This window comes from Roseovarius salis, from assembly GCF_044472985.1.
Classification (GTDB): domain Bacteria; phylum Pseudomonadota; class Alphaproteobacteria; order Rhodobacterales; family Rhodobacteraceae; genus Roseovarius; species Roseovarius salis.
In genome coordinates this window covers 42,864-63,797 of sequence record NZ_JBISDG010000021.1, presented here as the reverse complement: position 1 = coordinate 63,797, position 20,934 = coordinate 42,864, and the positions used below count along the sequence as shown (strand labels likewise).

The following is a 20,934-nucleotide window of genomic DNA, read 5'->3' as shown; positions in this document are numbered from 1 at the left end:
AACCGCTCGATCGCGGGGGCAGAACAGGCCGCATCGGCACGACCGGCGCCTTGCGCCGGCGGGCGTCGCGGGTTACATGGCAACCTTGCGGTCGCAGCCTACCCGCATACCAAAACAAGGGTTACAGCCATGAAAACCATCGTCATCTGCTCCGGCGGGCTCGACTCCGTGTCGCTTGCGCACAAGGTTGCGGGGGAAAATGCCTTGCGCGGCCTTCTGTCCTTTGACTATGGCCAGCGTCACGTGAAGGAGGTCGAGTACGCCGCGACCTGCGCCGACCGGCTTGGCGTGCCGCACAAGGTCGTGGACATATCCGGCGTGGGCCACGCCCTGTCGGGTTCGGCGCTGACCGATGACGTTGACGTGCCGGACGGGCACTATGCAGAGGAAACGATGAAAATCACCATCGTGCCCAATCGCAACGCGATCATGCTGGCTATCGCCTTCGGGATGGCAGCGGCGGAAAAGGCCGACGCGGTGGCGGCGGCGGTGCATGGCGGCGATCATTTCATCTACCCCGACTGCAGGCCCGGTTTCATCGACGCGTTCCAGACCATGCAGCGCCACGCGCTCGACGGTGTGGCCGACATCACGCTCTACACACCGTTCGTGAACGTGTCCAAGGCGGATATCGTGGCCGAGGGGGCGAGGCATGGCACGCCCTTTGCCGAGACGTGGTCCTGCTACAAGGGGGGCGCGGTGCATTGCGGGCGCTGTGGTACCTGTGTTGAACGGCGCGAGGCGTTCGAGATCGCCGGTGTGCCCGACCCGACCGAGTATGCCGACCCCGATTACTGGCGCCAGGCGGTCAAGGAGGCCTGATGTACCGGATCACCAAGGAATTCCATTTCTCTGCCTCGCACCAGCTCAAGGATCTGCCCGGAGATCATCCGTGCGCGCGCTTGCACGGACACAACTACATCGTGATGATCGAGCTGGCGGGCGAGTCGCTGGACACCCACGGATTCGTGCGTGACTATCACGATCTTGCCGCGCTCAAGCGGTACATCGACGACGAGCTGGATCACCGCCATCTCAACGACGTGTTGGGCGATGACATGGTAACCGCCGAGCGGCTTGCGAAACACCTGCATGACTGGTGCGCGGCCCGCTGGCCCGAAACGGCCGCGGTGCGTGTCAGCGAGACCCCCAAGACATGGGCGGAATACCGGCCGTGAGCGAACGCGACGCCATCCGCATCTCCGAGATTTTCGGCCCCACGATACAGGGGGAGGGGGCGCTGATCGGCACGCCGACGGTGTTCGTGCGCACCGGCGGGTGCGATTTCCGCTGTTCGTGGTGCGACAGCCTGCACGCCGTGGATGCCGCCTTTCGCGACAGCTGGACGCCGATGCCGGCCGAGGACGTGCTGGCCGAGGTCGCGCGGCTCTCCGGCGGCAAGCCGCTGACGGTGACGTTGTCGGGCGGGAACCCGGCCATTCAGCCACTCGACCGGCTGATCGAACAGGGCCGCGCCAAGGGCTACCGTTTCGCGATGGAAACGCAGGGCTCCGTCGTCAAGCCGTGGTTTGCCGATCTCGACATGCTGGTGCTCAGTCCCAAGCCGCCATCGTCGCGGATGGAAACGGACTGGCGTATCGTGGCAAACGCTGTCCGCGCGGCCAAGTCGGCGCCGACTGTGCTCAAGATCGTGGTGTTCGACGAGGCCGACTACACCTATGCCAAGGAGGCGGCAGAGCGGTTCCCCGAACTGCCTGTCTATTTGCAGCCGGGCAACCACACCCCGCCACCGCCGGGCGACGACACGGCCAGCGTGGACCAGCCGGGAATCGATGAGCGAATGCGCTGGCTGATCGACAGGGTGACAAGCGACGGCTGGTACGCCGCGCGGGTTCTGCCGCAACTCCATGTCACGCTGTGGGGCAACAAGCGCGGCGTTTAGGGAGACGCGAGATGAGCGACGAGAACATCTACAAGAACCTCACGCAGCTGGGCGGGGCGACCGCCATGCCGCAAAGCCCCGACGAGGCCGAGCTGGAGCGGGTGCCGAACCCGCAGGCTGACGTGGCCTACAACGTCCGCTTCACCGCACCTGAGTTCACCTCGCTCTGCCCGATGACCGGGCAGCCGGATTTTGCACATCTGGTGATCGATTACGTACCGGGCGCGTGGCTGGTCGAGAGCAAGTCGCTCAAGCTGTTCCTCGGCAGCTTTCGCAATCACGGTGCCTTTCACGAGGATTGCACGCTGTCCATCGCGCGGCGGCTGGTGGAGTTCCTCGAACCGCAATGGCTGCGCATCGGCGGCTACTGGTATCCGCGCGGCGGCATCCCGATCGACGTGTTCTGGCAGACCGGCCCGATGCCCGAGGGGGTCTGGATTCCCGATCAGGGCGTTCCGCCCTATCGCGGCCGGGGCTGACCGTGACGGCCCGCGCGCCGCCCCCGGTCACAAGGGATTCGCAAGGCGATCATCGGCAGGGCGCGCGGTAATAGGTTCCGTCGCCGCGGGCATAGGCGCACCTGCCTGTGGCGGTGTTGCGCGCCACGAGCGCCCCTGCAGCCGCGCCGGCCAGCGTCGACACGATCACCCAGTTGTCGTCGGCGTCCAGCGCCTTGGCAGTGATCAGCCCCAAGCCGCCGCCGATGAGCGCACCGCGAAGCTCGCGCTCTTGTTGCGGCGTCTCGCAGGCGGCCAGTGACAGGATCGAGGCGAACAGCAGGGACGCGAGGGGACGTTTCATGGAATCCTCCGGACAGTGGCGGGCGGCAGGCACGGGCCTGCATCCTGCTTGCCTAGACGGTTTGCCGCGCCCCTGCATTAATCCGGGTCAAGTCGCCGGGCGGCCGGAGGAATCCCCGACCCCCCCATGTCAGCACGGGGCGACGCGGTACTGGCCGTCCTCGGTGGCGTAGGCGCAGCGGTTGTTGGCCGTGTTGCGCGCCACCAGCGTGCCGGCCGCAGCACCGCCGAGCGTCGACACGACAACCCAGTCGTCGTCGGCGTCCAGCGCCTTGGCCGTGATGAACCCCAGCGTGCCGCCGAACAACGCGCCGCCGAGCTGGCGTTCCTGGTAGGGGGTGGCGCAGCTGGCCAACGCGACCGGCGCGGCGATGGCGATAGCGAATATGCCGTGTTTCATGGTTTTCCTCCGTAGCTTGCGGGGCGCCCACGGGCACCCGTTGGTTCGACCCTTCCAAGCTATGTATCCAGCGCGTTGGCGTAAGGGGGGCGGGCGGCGACGGCAAATTTCCGCGGGATTGACGGGGCCGGGACAGCGGAACGCCGCCTAGTCGTTGTCGTGATCCTCGTCGAAAGGGGCTGCGTAGGTGCTACCAGGTGCCGTCACGGACTCTGCCACCATGGTCTGGCCGTCGCCGTCGCGCGCGGCACGCAGCTCGCGATAGGCGATGTAGAGGCCGCTGGAGACGATGAGCGCCATGCCCACGAAGGTCGTGAGCGGCGGCACCTCTTGCCAGAAAATCCACGCCATGACCGCCGCGATGGGCAGGTAGCTGTAGTCGAACGGCGCGATGATGCTGGCATCGGCCACCTGGTAGGCTCGGGACAGGATCGTGTAGCCGGCCATGCCGAAAAGGCCCAGCATGAGCAGCTGCAGGGCATCGCCCGTGATGGCCGCATCCGGCACTTTCCAGCGCAGATGCGCGAATTCCGGTCCAAAGGATATCACCTGATTGAGGCCGAACCCCATGCCCAGAACGATCGGACCGGCAAATATCAGTGTCCAAAGCCCGACCGTCAGGCTGGATTCGTGATCCCCGATGCGGCGCGCGAGAATCTGCGATGCGGCATAGAAGGCCGCGCAGAGCAGCGGCAGCACCGCCACCCAGGTGAAACTCGCGCCGCCGGGGTTCATCGCGATCACCACGCCTGCAAAGCCCGTTATCAGGGCGGCGATCCTGTGGGGGCCGATGGTCTCTTTCAGGAACAAGGCGGCCATGACGGCGATCATCAGCGGTGCCGAGAAAAAGATCGTCGTGACTTCGGCAAGTCCCATGAACGGAAATGCAGCGTAGAACAGCGAAAAACCGGCGCTGAACAGGGTCGCGCGCAGCAGGTGCAGCCGCCAGTGCGGCGTTGTCAGGCGATGGGAACCGCCCAGCACCAGGATCAGCGGCACGAGCACCACCACCGCCGCGCAGGAGCGGACGAACATCAGCACCCACAGCGGATAGGCGCCCAGCAACAGTTTCATCATGGCGTCCTGCCCGGCAAAGAGGCACATGCCCAGCAGGATGCAACCAATACCATGCAGCGTCCGCGACGGGACGCCCTGTATGTCGGGGCTGAGGGATGTCATGACGCGACGGTGCCCGGGACCGCGGCAGCCTGCTTGCCGGTTTGCGACAGGATGTCGGAGACAAGACATGCCCCGCCCGGTGCCGGTTTCATTGGAAAGGGCCGGCGCGTTTGCGCCGGCCCCGGGATGCGGTGCCGCGGGCCGTGCCGGCCCCACGGCCGAACGCGGTCAGCCGCGGTTCATGCGGTTGTCGATCAGGTCGTCAACGACCCCCGGATCGGCCAGTGTCGACGTGTCGCCGAGGCTGCCGTAGTCGTTCTCGGCGATCTTGCGCAGGATGCGGCGCATGATCTTGCCCGAGCGTGTCTTGGGCAGACCCGGCGCCCACTGGATGAGGTCGGGGCTGGCAATGGGGCCAATTTCCTGCCGCACCCAGTCGCGCAGCTCCTTGCGCAACGCCTCGCTGGGCTCCTCGCCCGCCATCAGGGTTACGTAGCAATAGATGCCCTGGCCCTTGATTTCGTGCGGGTAGCCGACCACGGCGGCCTCGGAGACCTTGGGATGTGCCACGAGCGCGGACTCGACCTCGGCCGTGCCCATGCGGTGCCCGGAGACGTTGATGACGTCGTCCACGCGGCCGGTGATCCAGTAATCCCCGTCCTCGTCGCGGCGACAGCCGTCACCGGAGAAATAGTACCCCTTGTAGTCGGCGAAATACGTCTTCTCGAAGCGCGCATGGTCGCCCCAGACGGTGCGCATCTGCCCCGGCCAGCTGTCTTTCATCACCAGCACGCCCTCGGCGGGATTCGTGGTGATTTCCTCGCCCGTCTGCGGGTCGAGCACGGCCGGAACCACCCCGAAGAAGGGTTTCATCGCCGCGCCGGGCTTGAGCGCGTGCGCCCCGGGCAGGGGGGTCATCAGGTGGCCGCCGGTCTCCGTCTGCCACCACGTGTCGACGATCGGCACCTTACCCTTGCCGATCTGGTTGTGATACCACTCCCAAGCCTCGGGGTTGATGGGTTCGCCCACCGTTCCCAGCACCTTGAGGCTGGAGAGGTCGCATTTCTCGACGTACTCATTCCCCTGACCCATGAGGGCACGGATCGCCGTGGGGGCAGTGTAGAACTGGTTCACCTTGTGCTTTTCGCAGACCTGCCAGAAGCGCGAGGCGTCCGGGTAGGTCGGCACGCCCTCGAACATCAGCGTGATCGCCCCGTTGGCCAGCGGGCCGTAGACGATGTAGCTGTGCCCGGTGACCCAGCCGACATCCGCGGTGCACCAGTAGACGTCACCGTCGTGATAGTCGAACGTGATCTCGTGGGTCATCGCCGCCCAGACGAGGTAGCCGCCGGAGGTGTGAACGACCCCCTTGGGCGCGCCGGTCGACCCGGAGGTGTAGAGGATGAAAAGCGGGTCCTCGGCGTTCATGACCTCGGGCTCGCAGTTCTCCGATGCCTCTGCCATGAGCGGCTCGTAGGCATGGTCGCGGCCCTCCTGCATGTTCACCTCGGCCCCGGTGCGCGCAACGACCAGCGTCTTGACGTCGCCGCTGATGGCGAGCGCCTTGTCGACATTGGCCTTGAGCGCCGTGCTGCGCCCGCCGCGCGGCGCCTCGTCGGCGGTGACCACCAGCTTGGCCTCGCATCCGCTGACGCGGGCGGCCAGCGCCTCTGGCGAAAAGCCGGCAAAGACGATCGAGTGGATCGCGCCGATCCGGGCGCAGGCCAGCATGGCATATGCGGCCTCGGGGATCATGGGCATGTACAAAACGACGCGGTCGCCCTTGCCGATGCCGAGCTTCTTGTAGACGTTGGCCAGCTTGTTCACTTCGCGCGACAATTCCGCGTAGGTGATGTGCTTGGCCTCGTCGGTCGGCTCGTCGGGTTCCCAGATGATAGCCGTCTGGTCGGCGCGGGTCGCAAGATGGCGGTCGACGCAGTTCGCCGCGACGTTGAGCTGGCCGTCCTCGAACCACTTGATCGAGACGTTGCCGAAATCGAAGTTCACGTCCTTTATCTTGGTAAAGGGCTTGATCCAGTCGATGCGGTTGCCGTGCTCCTTCCAGAAAGCGTCCGGATCGTTCACGGACGCCTCGTACATTTCCTTGTATTTGGTCGCGTCCACGTGAGCGTTGGCCGCGAACTCGGCGGCAGGTGGATAAATGTGGTGTTCGGACATCTTAGCCCCTCGTTTTTGGCAATTTCGGTCGAGTGCAATCGGCCCGCCCGCCGGCAGGAAGAGATCCCGGCGGCGGGCCGTGCGGCCTCAGATGGCCAAGTACTCGGCGCGCAGCTCCTCGTTCTCCAGAACCTCCTCCGCGGTGCCGTCAAAGACGATGCCGCCGGTGTCGAGGATAACAGCGCGATCGGCCAGTTCCAATGCGCGCACCGCGTTCTGTTCGACGATGATCGTGGTCATGCCCTGTTCCTTGATGACGCGGAGCGTCTTCTCGATCTCGTCGACGATAACGGGGGCAAGCCCCTCGTAGGGCTCGTCGAGCAGCAGAACCTTGATGTCGCGGGCAAGAGCACGCGCCACGGCAAGCATCTGCTGTTCGCCGCCGGAGAGGGTGACGCCTTCCTGCTTGCGGCGCTCGGCCAACCGGGGAAAGAGCTCGAAGAGGCGGTCGAACGACCAGCCGGCGGGCGGGGCGATCTGCGCCAGCTGGAGGTTTTCCTCGACCGTCAGGCCGGGGATGATGCAGCGGTCCTCGGGCACAAGCCCGATGCCCGCCTGTGCGGCCTCGTGGCTGCTCATCTTGTGCAGCGGCTGGTGATCCAGCCAGATTTCCCCGTGGTTGACCTGCGGGCTGTCCATCCGCGCGATGGAGCGCAGGGTGGTGGTCTTGCCGGCGCCGTTGCGGCCGAGTAGCGCGAGGATCTCGCCCTCGTGCACGTTGAACGAGATGTTCTGAACGATGTAGCTCTCGCCGTAGTACGACTGCATTTCCCACACCGACAGGAAAGCCGGTGCCGTCTCGGCGTGGCTGACGCCCTTCGAGAAGTCGGGTTTGACGTTCATCTTGGCTCTCCTTGTATCAGGCCGTTTCGCCCAGGTACGCCTCGCGCACCTTGGGGTGGCCCTTGATCTTGTCGGGTGTGTCCTCGACCAGCGGCGTGCCCTGGGCCAGCACCGTGATCCGTTCGGCCAGGCTGAACACCACGTGCATGTCATGCTCGATGATTGCGATGGTGATGTCGCGCTCGTCGCTGATCTGCTTGAGCAGGTCGATCGTGGCGTTGGTGTCCGCCCGCGCCATACCCGCCGTCGGCTCGTCGAGCAACAGCAGCCGCGGGTTCTGCGCCAGACACATGCCGATCTCCAGCCGCCGCTTGTTGCCGCGCGACATCGCCGCCGCGTGAACGTGGCGCTGTTCCGCCAGATTCAGGTTCTCCAGCATGTCCTCGGCCTGTTCGATGACGGTCTTTTCGCGGAACGTGCTTTCGAGTGCATGCATCCGGAACGCGCCGTCGCGGGTCGCGAAGATCGGGATCATCATGTTTTCCAGCACGGTCAGGTCGCCGAAGATCTCCGGCGTCTGGAACACGCGGGAAATACCCATCTGGTTGATCTCGAAGGGCTTTCGGCCCAGCACGCTCTGCCCGTCGAACATGACCGAGCCGGTGTCGGGAACCAGCTTGCCGATCAGGCAGTTCAGCAGGGTGGACTTGCCCGCGCCATTCGGCCCGATGATGGCGTGGACGGAGTTCTCCTCCACGCTCAGGTTCACGTCGCCCAGCGCCTGCAGACCGCCGAAGCGCTTGTTGACGTTCTTGACTTCAAGAATGCCCATTGGTCGGTCTCCTTATTCCGCTGGGGTGGATTGGGTGGCCTTGTCGCCGTCATCCTTGGGCTTCTTGCCGCGGAAGAGGCGCGCGATGCGCTGACCGCCCTCGACCAGGCCGCCGGGCAGGAAGATCACCACGGCCATGAAGATGACGCCGAGGGTGAGGTGCCAGCCCTTTCCTACGAAGGGATAGACGATGCCCACGATGAAGTCCTCGAGCCCGCTGGGCATGAAGGCGAACCATTCGTGCAGCACGTCCTTGTTGATCTTGGACAGGATGTTTTCCATGTACTTGATCAGGCCCGCGCCGAGGACCGGGCCGATCAGCGTGCCCGCCCCGCCGAGGATGGTCATCAGGACCACCTCGCCGCTGGCGGTCCAGAACATGCGTTCGGCCCCGGCCTGCGTGTCCATGGACACCAGAAGCCCACCGGCCAGGCCGGCATACATGCCCGAGATGACGAAGGCCGCGAGCGTGTAGGGCTTGGCATTGAGACCGGTATAGTACATCCGCGTCTGGTTCGACTTGACCGCGCGCAGCATCATCCCGAACGGCGACCGGAAGATGCGGATCGCCAGGTAGAAGCTGATCAGCATGGCCACCGCCGCGATGTAGTAGCCCGCGTTGAAGGTGAACAGCCACCCGCCGGGGTTCAGCTCCATGCTGGCGCTCATGTCCATGCCGAAGAGATTGGCCTGCGGCGTGCTCCCCTCGGCGAGCTGCCCGTCAAGGATGCGGGCGTCATTGACCTTGGGCTGCAGGCCCGTTTCGCCGCCGGTGATCGGCGTGAGCACCGAGTAGGCGAGGGAATAGGACATCTGCGCGAAGGCCAGGGTGAGGATGGCGAAATAGATTCCGGACCGGCGCAGCGATATCCATCCCACGATCAGGCTGAACAGACCGGCGATGACGATCGACACGATGATGGCCGGGATGATGTTCATCGTCAGAAGCTTCATCATCCAGATCGCCGCATAGGACCCCACCCCGAGAAAGGCCGCGTGGCCAAAGCTGAGGTAGCCTGTCAGACCGAACAGGATGTTGAAGCCGATGGCGAAGATCCCGAAGATCACGAAGCGCTGCATCAGGTCGGGATAGCCGGCGTTGAACTGCGCGAGGCCCGAGTCCGAGGGAAAGGGGTTGAGGATGAAGGGCGCGAGCAGGGCCAGCACCGCCACGATGACGAACAGACGGAAATCTTTCTTTTCTAGACCAAGCACGGCTTATTCCTCCATGACGCCCTTGCGGCCCATCAGCCCCCGGGGACGGGTGAGCAGGATGATTATGGCCACCAGGTAGATGATGATCTGGTTGATGCCCGGCAGCACCTCGAGCACGGCGCCCATCGAGGCGAAGCTTTCGAGGATGCCCAGCAGGAAACCGGCAAGCACGGCGCCGGGCAGGCTTCCCATGCCGCCCACGACGACCACCACGAAGCTGAGCACGAGGAAATCCATTCCCATGTGGTAGTTGGGCGAGTTGATGGGGGCGTACATGACGCCGGCCAGCCCCGCCACGGAGGCGGCCAGGCCGAACATGATGGTGAAGCGGCGGTCGATGTTGATGCCCAGCAGCCCGACGGTCTCGCGGTCGGCCATGCCGGCGCGGACCACCATCCCGAACGTCGTGAACTGCAAGAAGGCGAAAACGGCACCTATCACGATCGCGGCGAAGACGAAGTAAATGATCCGCCAGTACGGGTAGATGATGAGATTGGGATCGAACCCGAGCAACGCGCCGAAATCGAAAGAGCCGGCAAAGGCGTCGGGCGCCGGGGTGGGGATCGGGTTGGCGCCGTAGAAGAACTTGATGATCTCCTGCAGCACGATCGCAAGACCGAAGGTGACGAGGATCTGGTCCGCGTGCGGGCGATTGTAGAAATGCTTGATGAGCCCGCGTTCCATGATCACGCCGATCAGCATCATCACCGGGATTGCGAAGAGGATCGCGAGCGGCACCGACCATTCGATGATCGTGGCCCCGGCAGCTTCGCCGAACCAGTCGTGGACATACGGCACTTCCACCTCGAGCGGATTGCCCAGAAAGTCGGTTCGCGTCTCGTCGATGATCGTGCGGGAGGCGGTCAGGATACGGTTCAGCGTGACCGCGCAGAACGCGCCGATCATGAACAGCGCGCCATGGGCAAAGTTCACGACGCCGAGCGTGCCGAAGATAAGTGTCAGGCCGAGCGCGATGAGCGCATAGGCCGACCCTTTGTCCAGGCCATTGAGAATTTGCAGGATGATTGCTTCCATCGGTCTGCCTCTGAGAAATTTTCAGGAGGCGCCGGACCGGCGCGGGTGGGGGTGGGCACCACGTGCCCACCCCGACAACGGCGCGCGATCAGGCGCCGTTGTTGCAGGTGCCGAGCGTCGCGTCGGCGCCGCCCATCTGCGGGTGATCCGGCGGGTACATGACCTGCTCCACCGGCGTGACCTCGACGATTTCGAGAAGGTCGAACTCGGATTGCGGGTTTTCCTTGCCCTTCACCACGAGCACGTCCTTGAAGCACTGGTGGTCGTCGGCGCGGTACAGCGTCGGGCCGTTGCCCAGCCCGTCGAACTCGTAGCCTTCCAGCGCCTCCACAACCGCGCACGGCTCGAAGCTGCCGGCGCGTTCCACGGCGTCGGCATAGAGCAGCGTCTGCACGTAGCAGGTGTGCGCCGCCTGGCTGGGCGGGAAGCCGTATTTCTCGCCGAAGGATTTCACGAAGGCCTTGGAGCCCTCGTCCTGCAGCGACCAGTGCCAGTTTGTGGAGCCGAAGATACCCTTCACGTTCTCGCCGGCACCGCGTGCCATCAGGCGCGAGTAGAGCGGCACGATGATCTGGAAGTCCTTGCCGTTCACGACCTTGTCACGCAGTCCGAACTGGACGGCGTTGGTCAGAGAGTTGACCATGTTGCCGCCGTAGTGGTTGAGCACCAGCGTGTCGGCCCCCGATTGCAGCACGGGCGCGATGTACGAGCTGAAATCGGTCTGGGTCAGCGGCGTCTTGACGGCCGCGACCGTTTCCCAGCCGAGCGCCTCGGTCGAGGCGCGCACGGCCTCCTCGGTGGTGTAGCCCCAGTTGTAGTCGGCGGTCAGGTGATAGGCCTTGCGGTCATTGCCGTATTCCGCCGCCAGCACCGGCGCGAGCGCCGCGCCCGACATGTAGGAGTTGAAGAAGTGGCGGAAGCCGTTGGCCTTGCGGTCCTTGCCCGTGGTGTCGTTGGAATGGGTCAGGCCGGCCATGAAGATGATCCCGGCCTCCTGGCAGAGCGCCTGCACCGCCACGGCCACGCCCGAGGACGACCCGCCGGTGATCATCACGGCACCGTCCTTTTCGATCATCGAGCGGGCCGAGGCACGCGCGGCGTCCGACTTGGTCTGGGTGTCCCCGGTGACGTAGTCGACCTTCTTGCCGAGGATGCCGTTGCCTTTCAGCGCGTCGGACGAGAACGTGTTCATCATCCCGCCGTCGCCGCCGCCGTTGAGGTGCTCGACCGCCAGTTCATACGCGCGGAGCTCGTCCTGGCCCTCGTCGGCATAGGGGCCGGACTGCGGCACGTTGAAGCCGAGCACGACGCTCGAACCGGTCGGCTCGTTCGTGAAGGCGCTGGCGCGCGACGTGAAGATCGTCGGCAGCGCAACACCCGCGCCCGCGACCGCGCTGGTCTTGAGCAGGCCACGACGAGTCAGATTGGATTTGGACATGGATATCCTCCCGTTTGAGAAACTTCCGAGGGGCCTCCTCTGCCGCCCCGGAACACACCAATGTGCAAAACGATTATGGCAAGGTACCAGAAAATTTCGCAACAACAGGCTTTTGCGAAAGGATTTATTTGTAAAAAAATGGACAACCCGCATGGCGGGCTTGTAAATTTTTTTGTATGACGTGGCGGAAGCCCAAGATTCCACGGAAAAATACACGATGTCGGAACCCTCGATGATCGGCAGCCGCATCCGCGAAAGGCGGGTGATGAACGGCCTGCGGCAGTCGGAGCTGGCGCGGCGTGCCGGCATCTCGCCATCCTATCTCAACCTGATCGAGCACAACCGGCGGAGAATCGGCGGAAAGACCCTCAACAAGCTGGCGGAGGTCCTCGACGTGGCCCCGGCCCTGCTGTCGGAGGGAGCGGAGGCCGCGCTGGTCAGCGGGTTGCGCGAGGCGGCGGCGGTGCGCCCCGAGATCGAGACGGAGCTGGCGCGTGCCGAGGAATTCGCCGGGCGGTTTCCCGGGTGGGCCGAGCTGGTGTGCGAGCTGAACCGGCAGCGCGACGAGCTGGAGGATACCGTCAAGACGCTGTCGGACTGGTTGTCGCACGACCCGCAGCTCGCCGCGTCTCTGCACGAGGTCATCTCGACGGTGACGGCGATACGTTCTGCCGCGTCGATCCTTGCCGAATCCCATGCCCTCGAACCGGAATGGCGCCACCGCTTCCAGCGCAACATCAACGAGGACAGCCAGCGGCTGGGCGAGGGGGCGGAGGCGCTGGCTCGCTATCTGGAGGTGTCGCTGGATGCCAAGGCCGAGATCAAGTCGCCGCAGGACGAGATGCACGCCTTCCTTGACGAGAACGGGTTTCATTTTCCCGATCTCGAAAGGTCCGCCGGACCTGCGGAGATCGAGGCGTTGCTGGACGGCTCGGACGCGCTTGACACGCGGGTCGGCCGGCAACTGGCGCGACAGGCGCTGGAGCAGTATCTGCGCGACGCGCAGGCCCTGCCGATGACCACTTTGCGCGACGAGATCGGTGATGACCCCATCGACCCGCAGCGGATCGCCGCGCGCACGGGATGCGACATGGCCGCCGTCTTCCGAAGGCTTGCCATGCTGCCCGAGCAGATGACGGGGCCGGTGGGGCTGGTCGTTTGCGACGGGTCCGGCACGTTGGTGTTCCGCAAGCCCGTTCTGGGGTTCTCGATCCCGAAATCGGCGTCAGCCTGCACGCTCTGGCCCCTGTTCCAGCTTCTGGTGCAGCCAAACGCGCCGGTTCGGATGCGGCTCCAGCAGGGCGAGGCGCGCGTTCTGGCCATGGCAGTCAACGACGTCATCGCGCCGGCCGGTTTCGATACGCCGGTTCTGGTGCGTCCGCACATGCTGCTGCTGCCCGATCCCGGTACCGAAGGTGCGGCCCCCCCGCGCGAGGTCGGCACCAACTGCCGGGTCTGCCCGAGGACGGATTGCCCGGCCCGGCGGGAACCGTCTATCGTCGGCGGCTTTTGACAGCCCGCCCGACATTGACGATAGTGAAATGCGGCCACGCGGCCGCGCAATCGGAGGGGAGGCCGATTGAATGGGCAAAAGGGTCATTCTCATCGAGGATGAGCGCAACATAATCGAGGCGATAAGGTTCATCCTCGCGCGGGAAGGCTGGGAGGTGAAGACGCATTCAAACGGTCACGACGCGGTCGATGTCGTGCGCGCGCAGCGGCCTGACCTTCTGATCCTCGACGTGATGCTGCCGGGGCGCAGCGGCTTCGACATCCTGCAGGAAATCCGTGGCGACGACGATCTCAACGGCGTGCCGGTTCTGATGCTGACGGCACGCGGTCAGGACAAGGACCGCGAGATGGCCGAGCGCGCCGGCGCCAGCCGTTACATGACAAAGCCGTTCTCGAATGCCGAGGTGCTGGAGGCGGTGCGCGAATTGGTGGCGTCTTGAGGGGGCGGCGCGGTTCCCTGTTCGTGCACAGGCGCACGTACCGGTATCGCCGCATGGCCGATGCGGCGCGCCTCCTGCCCGTTCTGGGCGGCATCCTTTTCCTTGTTCCGCTGTTGTGGAAGGACGCGGCCGGCGGACGCACCGCCCATGTCATGGCCTATCTTTTCGTGGTGTGGGCCGGCCTTGCGGCGCTTTCGGGGGTGCTGTCGCGCCACCTCAGCTCGGAAGACGAGGACGAGGGCGTGGAGGATAACGGGGACAGCTGATGCTCACGCTCAACGTGCTGGTCCTCGTCTGCCTGCTTTACGTGGCCTTCCTGTTCGCCGTGGCATTCGGGGCTGACCGGGCGGCACGGCACGGGCGCGGCCGGTGGTTGCGATCCCCCATCGTCTACACCCTGTCATTGTCGATCTATTGCACCGCGTGGACGTTCTACGGCGCGGTGGGATTCGCGGCGCGCTCCGGCCTTGAATACGTGACCATCTATCTCGGCCCGACGCTGGTGATGATCGGCTGGTGGCTCACCCTGCGGAAGATGGTGCGGATCGGGCGCAGCCAGCGCATCACGTCGATCGCCGACCTGATCTCGTCGCGCTACGGCAAGTCGAACGTTCTGGCCGTTTTCGTCACGCTCGTCGCCGTGATCGGCCTGACGCCCTATATCGCGCTGCAGCTTCAGTCGGTGACGCTGTCGTTCGAGACCTTCGCCGAGGCGGACCCCGGCGGGCCGGCCGAACCCAGCGAACGGGCGACCGCGCTCTGGGTCGCCGCGGGGCTGGCGGTCTTCACGATCCTGTTCGGCACGCGCAACCTTGATGCCAACGAACGTCATCACGGTGTGGTCATGGCGATCGCGCTGGAGGCCGTGGTCAAGCTGTGCGCCCTGCTTGCGGTCGGCGTGTTCGTGGTCTGGGGCCTTGCCGGCGGGGTGGGAGAGACTCTGGCACGCATCGACGCCTCGCCCATTGCCCGGTGGGAGGTGCCCGGCAGCCGATGGGTCGGGCTGACCCTTTTGTCCGCGGCCGCGTTCATTTGCCTTCCGCGGATGTTCCAGGTGATGGTCGTGGAGAACGAGGACGAGGACCACCTGCGCATGGCCGCTTGGGCCTTCCCGGCGTACCTGATGCTCATGAGTCTCTTCGTGGTGCCGATCGCGGCCGTCGGGCTGCAGTTCATGCCCGAGGGCGCCAACCCGGACCTGTTCGTTCTGACACTGCCGCTCCTGAACGGGCAGGAGGGCCTGGCGGTCCTGTCCTTCCTGGGCGGCTTCAGTTCGGCCACCTCGATGGTGATCGTGGCGGCAATCGCGCTGTCCACGATGGTGTCCAACCACATAGTGATGCCGGTCTGGCTGTGGTTCACGGGTGGCAGTGCCATGGTTTCGGGTGACGTGCGCAATGTGGCGCTGCTGGCGCGGCGGCTGTCGATCGGGCTGGTTCTGTTCCTCGGCTACAGCTATTTCCGCCTCTCGGGGGGTGGTGCGGCCCTTGCGGCGATGGGGCTCATTTCCTTCGTGGGCGTGGCGCAGTTCCTGCCCGCGCTGGCCGGCGGCCTGTTCTGGCGCGGGGCGACGCGCACCGGGGCGCTGGCCGGCTTGGCCGTGGGATTTATCGTCTGGCTCTATTGCCTTTTCCTGCCCAGTTTCGGCCCCTCGGGCATCCTGCCGCAGGCGGTTTTCGATGACGGTCTTTTCGGATTGTCCGCGCTTCGGCCGCGCGCGCTGTTCGGTGCGGTGGGCATGGACCCGGTGATCCACGCCGTGATGTGGAGCCTGCTTCTCAACACGGCGGTGTTCGTGTTCGTTTCGCTGGTGTCTCTGCCACAGCCTCTGGAACGCCTGCAGGGGGCGCAGTTCGTAAATGTCTTCCAGCACTCGGCCACCCCGGGAAGCTGGTCGGGTGGGCCCGCCCAGACGGAGGACCTGCTGATCATGTCCCAGCGGATCATGGGCGCCAGCGAGGCGCAGGCCATGTTCGCGCAGGAGGCCCGGCGCCAGGGGCTTGCAGGCGGGATGCCCGAGCCGACGCCGGACTTCCTCCAGACACTGGAGCGTGCCCTCTCCGGTTCGGTGGGTGCCGCCACGGCCCACGCCATGATCAGCCAGATCGTCGGGGGGGCCACCGTCTCGGTCGAGGATCTCATGGCGGTGGCCGACGAGACGGCGCAGATCATGGAATACTCCAGTCGACTCGAAGCCAAGACACAGGAACAGGCGCGCACCGCCCGGCAACTGCGCGAGGCCAACGACAAGCTCACCCAGATCTCGGTTCAGAAAGACGCGTTCCTCAGCCAGATCAGCCACGAGTTGCGCACGCCCATGACCTCGATCCGGGCCTTCTCGGAAATCCTGCGCGACAGTGACGGCCTGTCTCAGACGGAGCGGGACAGGTACGCCTCCATCATTCTAGACGAGGCGACGCGTCTGACGCGGTTGCTGGATGACCTGCTGGATCTTTCGGTTCTCGAGAACGGACAGGTCGATTTGCAGACACAGCCCGGGTTGCTATCCGATCTGCTCGATCGCGCGGTGGCGTCGGCGGGGGCGGCGGGGCAGGGCCTGCGCATCCATCGCGACGCCCGAGCGGAACAGGTGCAACTGCACACCGATTCCGACCGGCTGGTGCAGGTCTTCATCAACCTGATCTCGAACAGTGCCAAGTACTGCGACGCCACGACCCCGGAGCTCACCATCCGCCCGGTGGTTTCAGGCGGCGACCTGGTGATCGACTTCGTCGACAACGGCCCGGGCATACCCGCCGACCAGCAGGCGGTCATCTTCGAAAAGTTCTCCCGCATCGGGGAGACCAAGGCCGGCGGCGCGGGGCTGGGGCTCGCGATATGCCGCGAGATCATGACCCGGCTGGGCGGAGAGATCACCTACCTGCCGGGGCAGGATGCCGCGGCGTTTCGCGTCGTGTTGCCGCTGGACGCGCAGCAAGGTGTCCGCGCCGCGCAGTGACGCTGTTGGCCGCGCCCGGCGGCTGGTAAGACTCTGGTAACTTTAACTCGGTTACGGTGCGGCAAGCTCATTCAGGCCAGCGGCCCGCGGCGGTAGGCATGTCAACGCAGAATTCCAGCACCGTGATCCGGAAAAAGGCGCTGAACGCGCGCGAGGACTTCGCCGCGCGCGCGATGTCGCCGTCGAAGGCGTTGCGCCTGTCGCTCGAAATGGCCTGCGAGCGGCGGCTACGCCTGCCGGTGACCGTGTGCGCGGTGGAACAGCGCCGGATTCCCCTGTCGGAGCTGAAGGCGCAGGTCGCTCCCGATTGCCTCATCCTGTTGCTTGAGTCGCGGGAAGCGGCGCCCGGTGTCGCCCTGATGGATCGCGAGATGGTGCAGGCGCTGGTCGAGAGCCAGACAACGGGGCATGTCCTGTCGCACCCCGCGCCCGAACGGCCGTTCACGGATACCGACGCCGCGATCGGGGCGCCTCTCCTTGATGCCTTGATGGAAGGGTACGATGACAGGATGTCGGAGGCAGGGGATGCGCATGGCCGTCCGGGCCTGCGTTTTGCCGACCGGATCGCGGATGTGCGCGCCCTTATGATCCTGCTGCAGGAGACCGATTATCAGCTGTTCGCCATCACCTGTGACATAGGGCCGGGTGCCCGCACCGGCGAGTTCACGGTGATACTGCCGGAGACGTCGCTGGCCCCCCCGGCGCCCCCCGACCGGCCTGACCCGCGTCGGGGGCGGTTCGACCTGTCCGAGCTGGCCATGACGGCCCCCGCGACGCTGGAGGCGGTGCTGGACCGGGTGACCCTGCCGTTGTCGCGCGTCATGCAGCTCGCGCCCGGAATGACGCTGCCGATCGATGCCGATGCCATCGCCCGGACAGAGCTGGTGGCGGCGCGCGGTCACGTCGCGGCGGTGACCCGGCTTGGGCAGATGAACGGCTTTCGCGCGGTGCGTCTGTCCGGCGCCACTGCGGCGGGGCAGGCCCCGCCGGCCCCCGACGACACGGAGCTGCGCGGTGATGCGGCCGGCCAGGTTCCCCCACGCCATGACGGCCCCTCGACGCAGGACAGTCACGGGCCAACCCCGCCCGAGCCACCAGCAGACCCGGCGCCGCCACAACCCACCGTGCCCGATGCGGCGCCCGATGCCACCGGGCATACGGTTGCCGCCGATGGCGAGGATGACGGGATACCGGCCCTGCCGGAGATACCCGGTCTGGAAACACGGCAATGATCAGCCCGCCGCCGTGCAATGTTGGTGTTGGGCCGCGTTTCGGCGGTTGACCTGTATCAAGGACGCCCGGTGCCCGCCATGACAGGGTTGGCCGGTCAATGGAGGTTCCGAATGCCCGATGTCGCCCACTACCGGAAAGTTCTTCTCGACCGGCTGGCCGAGCTTGACAGCCGCCTTCACCGGATCGAGTCGGATCTTGACGCCCCTCATTCCAAGGACTGGGAAGAGTCGGCCGTCGAGCGCGAGGACGACGAGGTGCTGGAGGGGCTCGGACATCAGGGCGAGACGGAGATCGCGCGCATTCGTGCCGCGCTGAAACGTATTCGCGATGGGAATTACGGCATCTGTACACGCTGCGGTGATGAAATTTCGGGCGAACGACTGGATACCCTGCCTGATACGCCGTTCTGTCGCGAATGCGCCGCGCAGATCTGATAGCGTAAGGCGGGGCGTGCGGGCTTGTGATGGCGCCGCCTGGATCCAATATCGCCGGAAACACATTGGGAGGATGGCATGACCGACGTTACGAAAGATCTGGAGCGTCTTCACGAGCGCATTCTGGCGGCTGATGCCGACACGCGGTACCTGTTTCAACCGCGCCTCGGCGAACTCATGGAAACGCTCGACGGGCAGGGCATACAGGTGCCTGCCGGGATTCGCGCGCTGAACGACGAGTTGCTGGCCGAGGCGATCGAGGCGCAGTTCGACAACATGCCGGTCTGACCACGCGGCCCCTTGGGGACCGTGTCAGCCAAGGATGATTCCCAGCACGACCAGCATCAGGCCGGCCACGGACAAAAACAGGGCGCCCGTGTTGACGGGCACGACCTTCTGCAGCACGGCGCGCAGTTCGTGATCGTCAAGCCCGGCGCGGCGTGCCTTCCAGACCCGGATGATGCACCATACGAGCCCCGCCAGCCCGACGAGCGACACCGCCGCCCCCAGCCAAATCAGAATGTCCATCGGTGCCCTCCGTTCGGCGTTGACACGCTAGGCCCTAGACCGGACGGGCCCGGCACGCAAGCGTGCGGTGGCCCCTTGCGGCCCCGGCACGCGCCAAGTATGGGAATGGCCCCGGCCCAAGTGGAGAGGATGCCATGAACGAAGAAAGCCCGGAGTCCGGCTATCGCGTGACCGCCGACGAGCTGCGCCAGTTCATAGAGCGTTTCGAGCGGCTGGAGGCGGAGAAGAAGGATCTGGCCGACCAGCAGAAGGAAGTCATGGCCGAGGCCAAGGCGCGCGGTTACGACACCAAGGTGATGCGCAAGGTCATCGCGTTGCGCAAGCGCGACAAGGACGACATCGCCGAGGAAGAAGCGGTGCTGGAAATGTACAAGGAAGCGCTGGGCATGTGAGATCGCCCGCCGGGCCGCCCCGGCAGGCGACACGATGAAGATGACCACGCGCTTCGCGAACCTCCTGATCGACACGGCCGACACCCTTGCGCAGGCGCGTGACGGCGAGGACGCCTGGGCCGGCGTCAATGCGGTCGCGGGCCGGCTGAACGCGAACGCCGTCAATGCCGGCGTGTTCCTCAGGGGAACCGAGAGCATCGCGTGGATGCGCAGTTCGATGAAACCCGGCTGGCTAGAGGAATATGCCGGCGCGGGGCTGGCGGATACGGACCCTTTGCTCAGGGCGTCCATGGCCGGCGCGCCGCCGGCGCTCTATGATGTGGCGGCCCGCATGCCCGACAGGTCGGGTGATGCCCGGATGCGCCGGCTGCACGCCCGCATGCTCGAATACGGCTATCGCTACATGCTGACCCACGCATGGTTCGAGGGGCCGCAAAACAAGTGCCTCGTGCTCAGTTGCGAGGACGATCCGGCCGATCTGTTCGGCCCCGGCACGGCGCGGGCGTTCTCGGCCGTTTCGGCCATGCTGTCCTACAGCGTGCACCCCCCCGGAGCGGACAATCCCGCCGCGCGGGCATTCGGCTCCGAGTGGCGGGCGCTGACGCAGCGCGAAGCCGATGTCCTTGCATGGCTGGCAGGGGGGTTGAGCGAGGACGCCATCGCGGAAAGGACCGGTCGCGACCGCACCGAGGTGTCGCGCGTCATCCGCGCCGCGTCGGCCAAGATGCGTGCCGAGAGCCGCGACCAGGCCATCGCGCTGGCGATGATGCGCGGTCTTTTGGCGCTCTAGGGGGCGATCATGGTCACGCCAGGCACGCGGGGGATGGCGTAGATGTCCTCTTCGTAGATGTCGGTGAGCTGGTTCATCATGTCCTCGGTCCAGCCCTCGATCTCGTACTCTTCTTCCACCGCGTCCTCGCGCGCGAACTTGTCGAGAAAGGCCGCGATCACCCGGCGCTTCTGTATCTCTGTCATGCCTGGGTGGCTGCCCATGTAACTGCGGAACCGTTTCATGCCGCCCTCGGTCATGATCTCCGAAAGAAGGGCGAACTCGCCCTCGACGTGGGCGGTGGGCTCCAGCCCGGCCATCTCGCGCATCACCTCTGCCCAGATGAGCGGCGTGTCCTCGTTGCACCAAACGGTCATCCGCAGGTCCGGGAGCTGCGCACGGATGCGCTCGAACATCTCCGACCACCGGAAGGTGAAAGGGTCGTAGCCGCGGAACATGTCCTCGATGCTGTTGAAATTGGTCTTGGCCAGAAGCGCGGGCATGAAGGTGGCCGGGTTGCGAATGGCAAAGAAGAGCTCGACCTCGTCATTGGGAAAGAGCTGGCGGAACGCTTCGAGCCGCGCGCAGGCCGCGGGGTAAAACATCCGTTTCACCGCCATCTTGTGGGTGCCGAAAAAGCTTTCGTTCGACAGCACCACGCGGTCCGCCCCGCCGCCCGGCACCAGCGCGGCGTGCAGCGCGTCGCGGGCATCGGCGCTGACCCCGTCCGAGGTGGCCGCGTTGATCGTGTCCCGCAGGAGATTGCGATAATCGTCAGGGGCCGGGACGACGGTGCCGATCTCGGCCAGCCGCTCGGCATTGTCCAATAGGCATGTCACCAGCCGGTCCTCGTCGGTGACATGGGCGCCTGCGTGAAGAACAACCTGCATTTTTCGTAAACGACCCGGGTATTTCGATCACGCGCCACTATAGCTGCTTTTGCGTGCAGTTAAACCGGATTCCA

At 65.4% G+C, this 20,934-nt stretch carries 24 protein-coding genes; 13 read left to right on the top strand and 11 right to left on the bottom strand.

From position 1 onward, the window contains the following. The first annotated feature begins 129 nt into the window (after positions 1 to 129). Genes queC through queF form a run of 4 tightly spaced genes read left to right on the top strand, consistent with a single transcriptional unit; the run spans position 130 to position 2,382 of the window. Positions 130 to 822, top strand: a complete 693-nt coding sequence (gene queC / locus ACH13J_RS10640) for a 7-cyano-7-deazaguanine synthase QueC (RefSeq protein WP_397543309.1) — start codon at positions 130 to 132, stop codon at positions 820 to 822. Next, entirely contained in the window at positions 822 to 1,178 is a 357-nt protein-coding gene (queD, locus tag ACH13J_RS10635) for a 6-carboxytetrahydropterin synthase QueD (RefSeq protein ID WP_397543308.1), read from the top strand. The genes queC and queD overlap by 1 nt, the downstream gene beginning before the upstream one ends. Then, complete coding sequence (gene queE / locus ACH13J_RS10630; RefSeq protein WP_397543307.1) at positions 1,157 to 1,903, top strand: 7-carboxy-7-deazaguanine synthase QueE; 747 nt, start codon at positions 1,157 to 1,159, stop codon at positions 1,901 to 1,903. Before queD ends, queE begins: the two co-directional genes overlap by 22 nt. Positions 1,904 to 1,914: 11 nt before the next feature. Beyond that, the gene (gene queF, locus ACH13J_RS10625; RefSeq protein WP_397543306.1) at positions 1,915 to 2,382 is read left to right on the top strand and encodes a preQ(1) synthase; all 468 of its coding nucleotides are present in this window, start codon (positions 1,915 to 1,917) and stop codon (positions 2,380 to 2,382) included. A gap of 49 nt (positions 2,383 to 2,431) precedes the next feature. Here the strand turns inward: queF and ACH13J_RS10620 are convergent, their stop codons facing one another. From ACH13J_RS10620 to ACH13J_RS10580, 9 genes are all read right to left on the bottom strand, one after another. Further along, on the bottom strand, positions 2,432 to 2,704 hold the full coding sequence (locus ACH13J_RS10620; protein ID WP_397543305.1) for a glycine zipper 2TM domain-containing protein: 273 nt from the start codon (positions 2,702 to 2,704) through the stop codon (positions 2,432 to 2,434). Positions 2,705 to 2,833: 129 nt separating this feature from the next. Continuing rightward, positions 2,834 to 3,103: a glucose-6-phosphate isomerase gene (locus tag ACH13J_RS10615; RefSeq protein ID WP_397543304.1), complete on the bottom strand. Its 270-nt coding sequence runs from the start codon at positions 3,101 to 3,103 to the stop codon at positions 2,834 to 2,836. 147 nt (positions 3,104 to 3,250) lie between these two features. Further along, entirely contained in the window at positions 3,251 to 4,282 is a 1,032-nt protein-coding gene (locus ACH13J_RS10610) for an EamA family transporter (RefSeq protein WP_397543303.1), read from the bottom strand. Between the two features lie 168 nt (positions 4,283 to 4,450). Beyond that, positions 4,451 to 6,400: an acetate--CoA ligase gene (gene acs, locus ACH13J_RS10605; protein ID WP_397543302.1), complete on the bottom strand. Its 1,950-nt coding sequence runs from the start codon at positions 6,398 to 6,400 to the stop codon at positions 4,451 to 4,453. Between the two features lie 87 nt (positions 6,401 to 6,487). Further along, positions 6,488 to 7,243: an ATP-binding cassette domain-containing protein gene (locus tag ACH13J_RS10600; RefSeq protein ID WP_397543301.1), complete on the bottom strand. Its 756-nt coding sequence runs from the start codon at positions 7,241 to 7,243 to the stop codon at positions 6,488 to 6,490. Positions 7,244 to 7,259: 16 nt separating this feature from the next. After that, entirely contained in the window at positions 7,260 to 8,015 is a 756-nt protein-coding gene (locus ACH13J_RS10595) for an ATP-binding cassette domain-containing protein (RefSeq protein WP_397543300.1), read from the bottom strand. Positions 8,016 to 8,027: 12 nt separating this feature from the next. Next, complete coding sequence (locus ACH13J_RS10590) at positions 8,028 to 9,230, bottom strand: ABC transporter permease subunit (RefSeq protein ID WP_397543299.1); 1,203 nt, start codon at positions 9,228 to 9,230, stop codon at positions 8,028 to 8,030. 3 nt (positions 9,231 to 9,233) lie between these two features. Next, positions 9,234 to 10,265 (bottom strand): ABC transporter permease subunit, encoded by a 1,032-nt coding sequence (locus ACH13J_RS10585; RefSeq protein WP_397543298.1) that lies wholly within the window; start codon positions 10,263 to 10,265, stop codon positions 9,234 to 9,236. An 88-nt stretch (positions 10,266 to 10,353) separates the two neighbouring features. Next, positions 10,354 to 11,703 carry an ABC transporter substrate-binding protein gene (locus ACH13J_RS10580; RefSeq protein WP_397543297.1) on the bottom strand — a complete coding sequence of 450 codons (1,350 nt, stop codon included), beginning with the start codon at positions 11,701 to 11,703 and terminating at the stop codon, positions 10,354 to 10,356. Positions 11,704 to 11,920: 217 nt separating this feature from the next. Here ACH13J_RS10580 and ACH13J_RS10575 point away from each other — a divergent pair, with 217 nt between their 5' ends. The 7 genes from ACH13J_RS10575 (at position 11,921) to ACH13J_RS10545 (ending at position 18,569) form a co-directional block, all read left to right on the top strand. Continuing rightward, positions 11,921 to 13,216, top strand: coding sequence for a helix-turn-helix domain-containing protein (locus tag ACH13J_RS10575; RefSeq protein WP_397543296.1), 1,296 nt, complete (start codon positions 11,921 to 11,923; stop codon positions 13,214 to 13,216). Positions 13,217 to 13,286: 70 nt separating this feature from the next. Beyond that, positions 13,287 to 13,655 (top strand): response regulator, encoded by a 369-nt coding sequence (locus tag ACH13J_RS10570; RefSeq protein WP_397543295.1) that lies wholly within the window; start codon positions 13,287 to 13,289, stop codon positions 13,653 to 13,655. Positions 13,656 to 13,708: 53 nt separating this feature from the next. Further along, positions 13,709 to 13,921, top strand: coding sequence for a hypothetical protein (locus ACH13J_RS10565; RefSeq protein WP_397543294.1), 213 nt, complete (start codon positions 13,709 to 13,711; stop codon positions 13,919 to 13,921). Beyond that, positions 13,921 to 16,614, top strand: a complete 2,694-nt coding sequence (locus tag ACH13J_RS10560; protein WP_397543293.1) for an ATP-binding protein — start codon at positions 13,921 to 13,923, stop codon at positions 16,612 to 16,614. Before ACH13J_RS10565 ends, ACH13J_RS10560 begins: the two co-directional genes overlap by 1 nt. Positions 16,615 to 16,712: 98 nt before the next feature. Continuing rightward, positions 16,713 to 17,846 carry a FliM/FliN family flagellar motor switch protein gene (locus ACH13J_RS10555; protein WP_397543292.1) on the top strand — a complete coding sequence of 378 codons (1,134 nt, stop codon included), beginning with the start codon at positions 16,713 to 16,715 and terminating at the stop codon, positions 17,844 to 17,846. Between the two features lie 111 nt (positions 17,847 to 17,957). Continuing rightward, the gene (locus ACH13J_RS10550) at positions 17,958 to 18,281 is read left to right on the top strand and encodes a TraR/DksA C4-type zinc finger protein (RefSeq protein ID WP_397543291.1); all 324 of its coding nucleotides are present in this window, start codon (positions 17,958 to 17,960) and stop codon (positions 18,279 to 18,281) included. A gap of 78 nt (positions 18,282 to 18,359) precedes the next feature. Continuing rightward, complete coding sequence (locus ACH13J_RS10545; RefSeq protein WP_397543290.1) at positions 18,360 to 18,569, top strand: hypothetical protein; 210 nt, start codon at positions 18,360 to 18,362, stop codon at positions 18,567 to 18,569. Positions 18,570 to 18,593: 24 nt separating this feature from the next. Here ACH13J_RS10545 and ACH13J_RS10540 read toward each other — a convergent pair whose 3' ends face one another. Beyond that, positions 18,594 to 18,809, bottom strand: coding sequence for a hypothetical protein (locus ACH13J_RS10540; protein ID WP_397543289.1), 216 nt, complete (start codon positions 18,807 to 18,809; stop codon positions 18,594 to 18,596). A gap of 134 nt (positions 18,810 to 18,943) precedes the next feature. Here ACH13J_RS10540 and ACH13J_RS10535 point away from each other — a divergent pair, with 134 nt between their 5' ends. Together ACH13J_RS10535 and ACH13J_RS10530 are read left to right on the top strand one after the other, a co-directional pair. Further along, positions 18,944 to 19,201, top strand: a complete 258-nt coding sequence (locus ACH13J_RS10535) for a DUF2312 domain-containing protein (RefSeq protein ID WP_397543288.1) — start codon at positions 18,944 to 18,946, stop codon at positions 19,199 to 19,201. 40 nt (positions 19,202 to 19,241) lie between these two features. Then, a complete protein-coding gene (locus ACH13J_RS10530) occupies positions 19,242 to 19,991 on the top strand; it encodes a helix-turn-helix transcriptional regulator (protein WP_397543287.1) in 750 nt (249 codons plus the stop codon). Here the strand turns inward: ACH13J_RS10530 and ACH13J_RS10525 are convergent. Next, positions 19,988 to 20,860 carry a hypothetical protein gene (locus tag ACH13J_RS10525; RefSeq protein ID WP_397543286.1) on the bottom strand — a complete coding sequence of 291 codons (873 nt, stop codon included), beginning with the start codon at positions 20,858 to 20,860 and terminating at the stop codon, positions 19,988 to 19,990. The genes ACH13J_RS10530 and ACH13J_RS10525 overlap by 4 nt on opposite strands. Between the last annotated feature and the right edge of the window lie 74 nt (positions 20,861 to 20,934).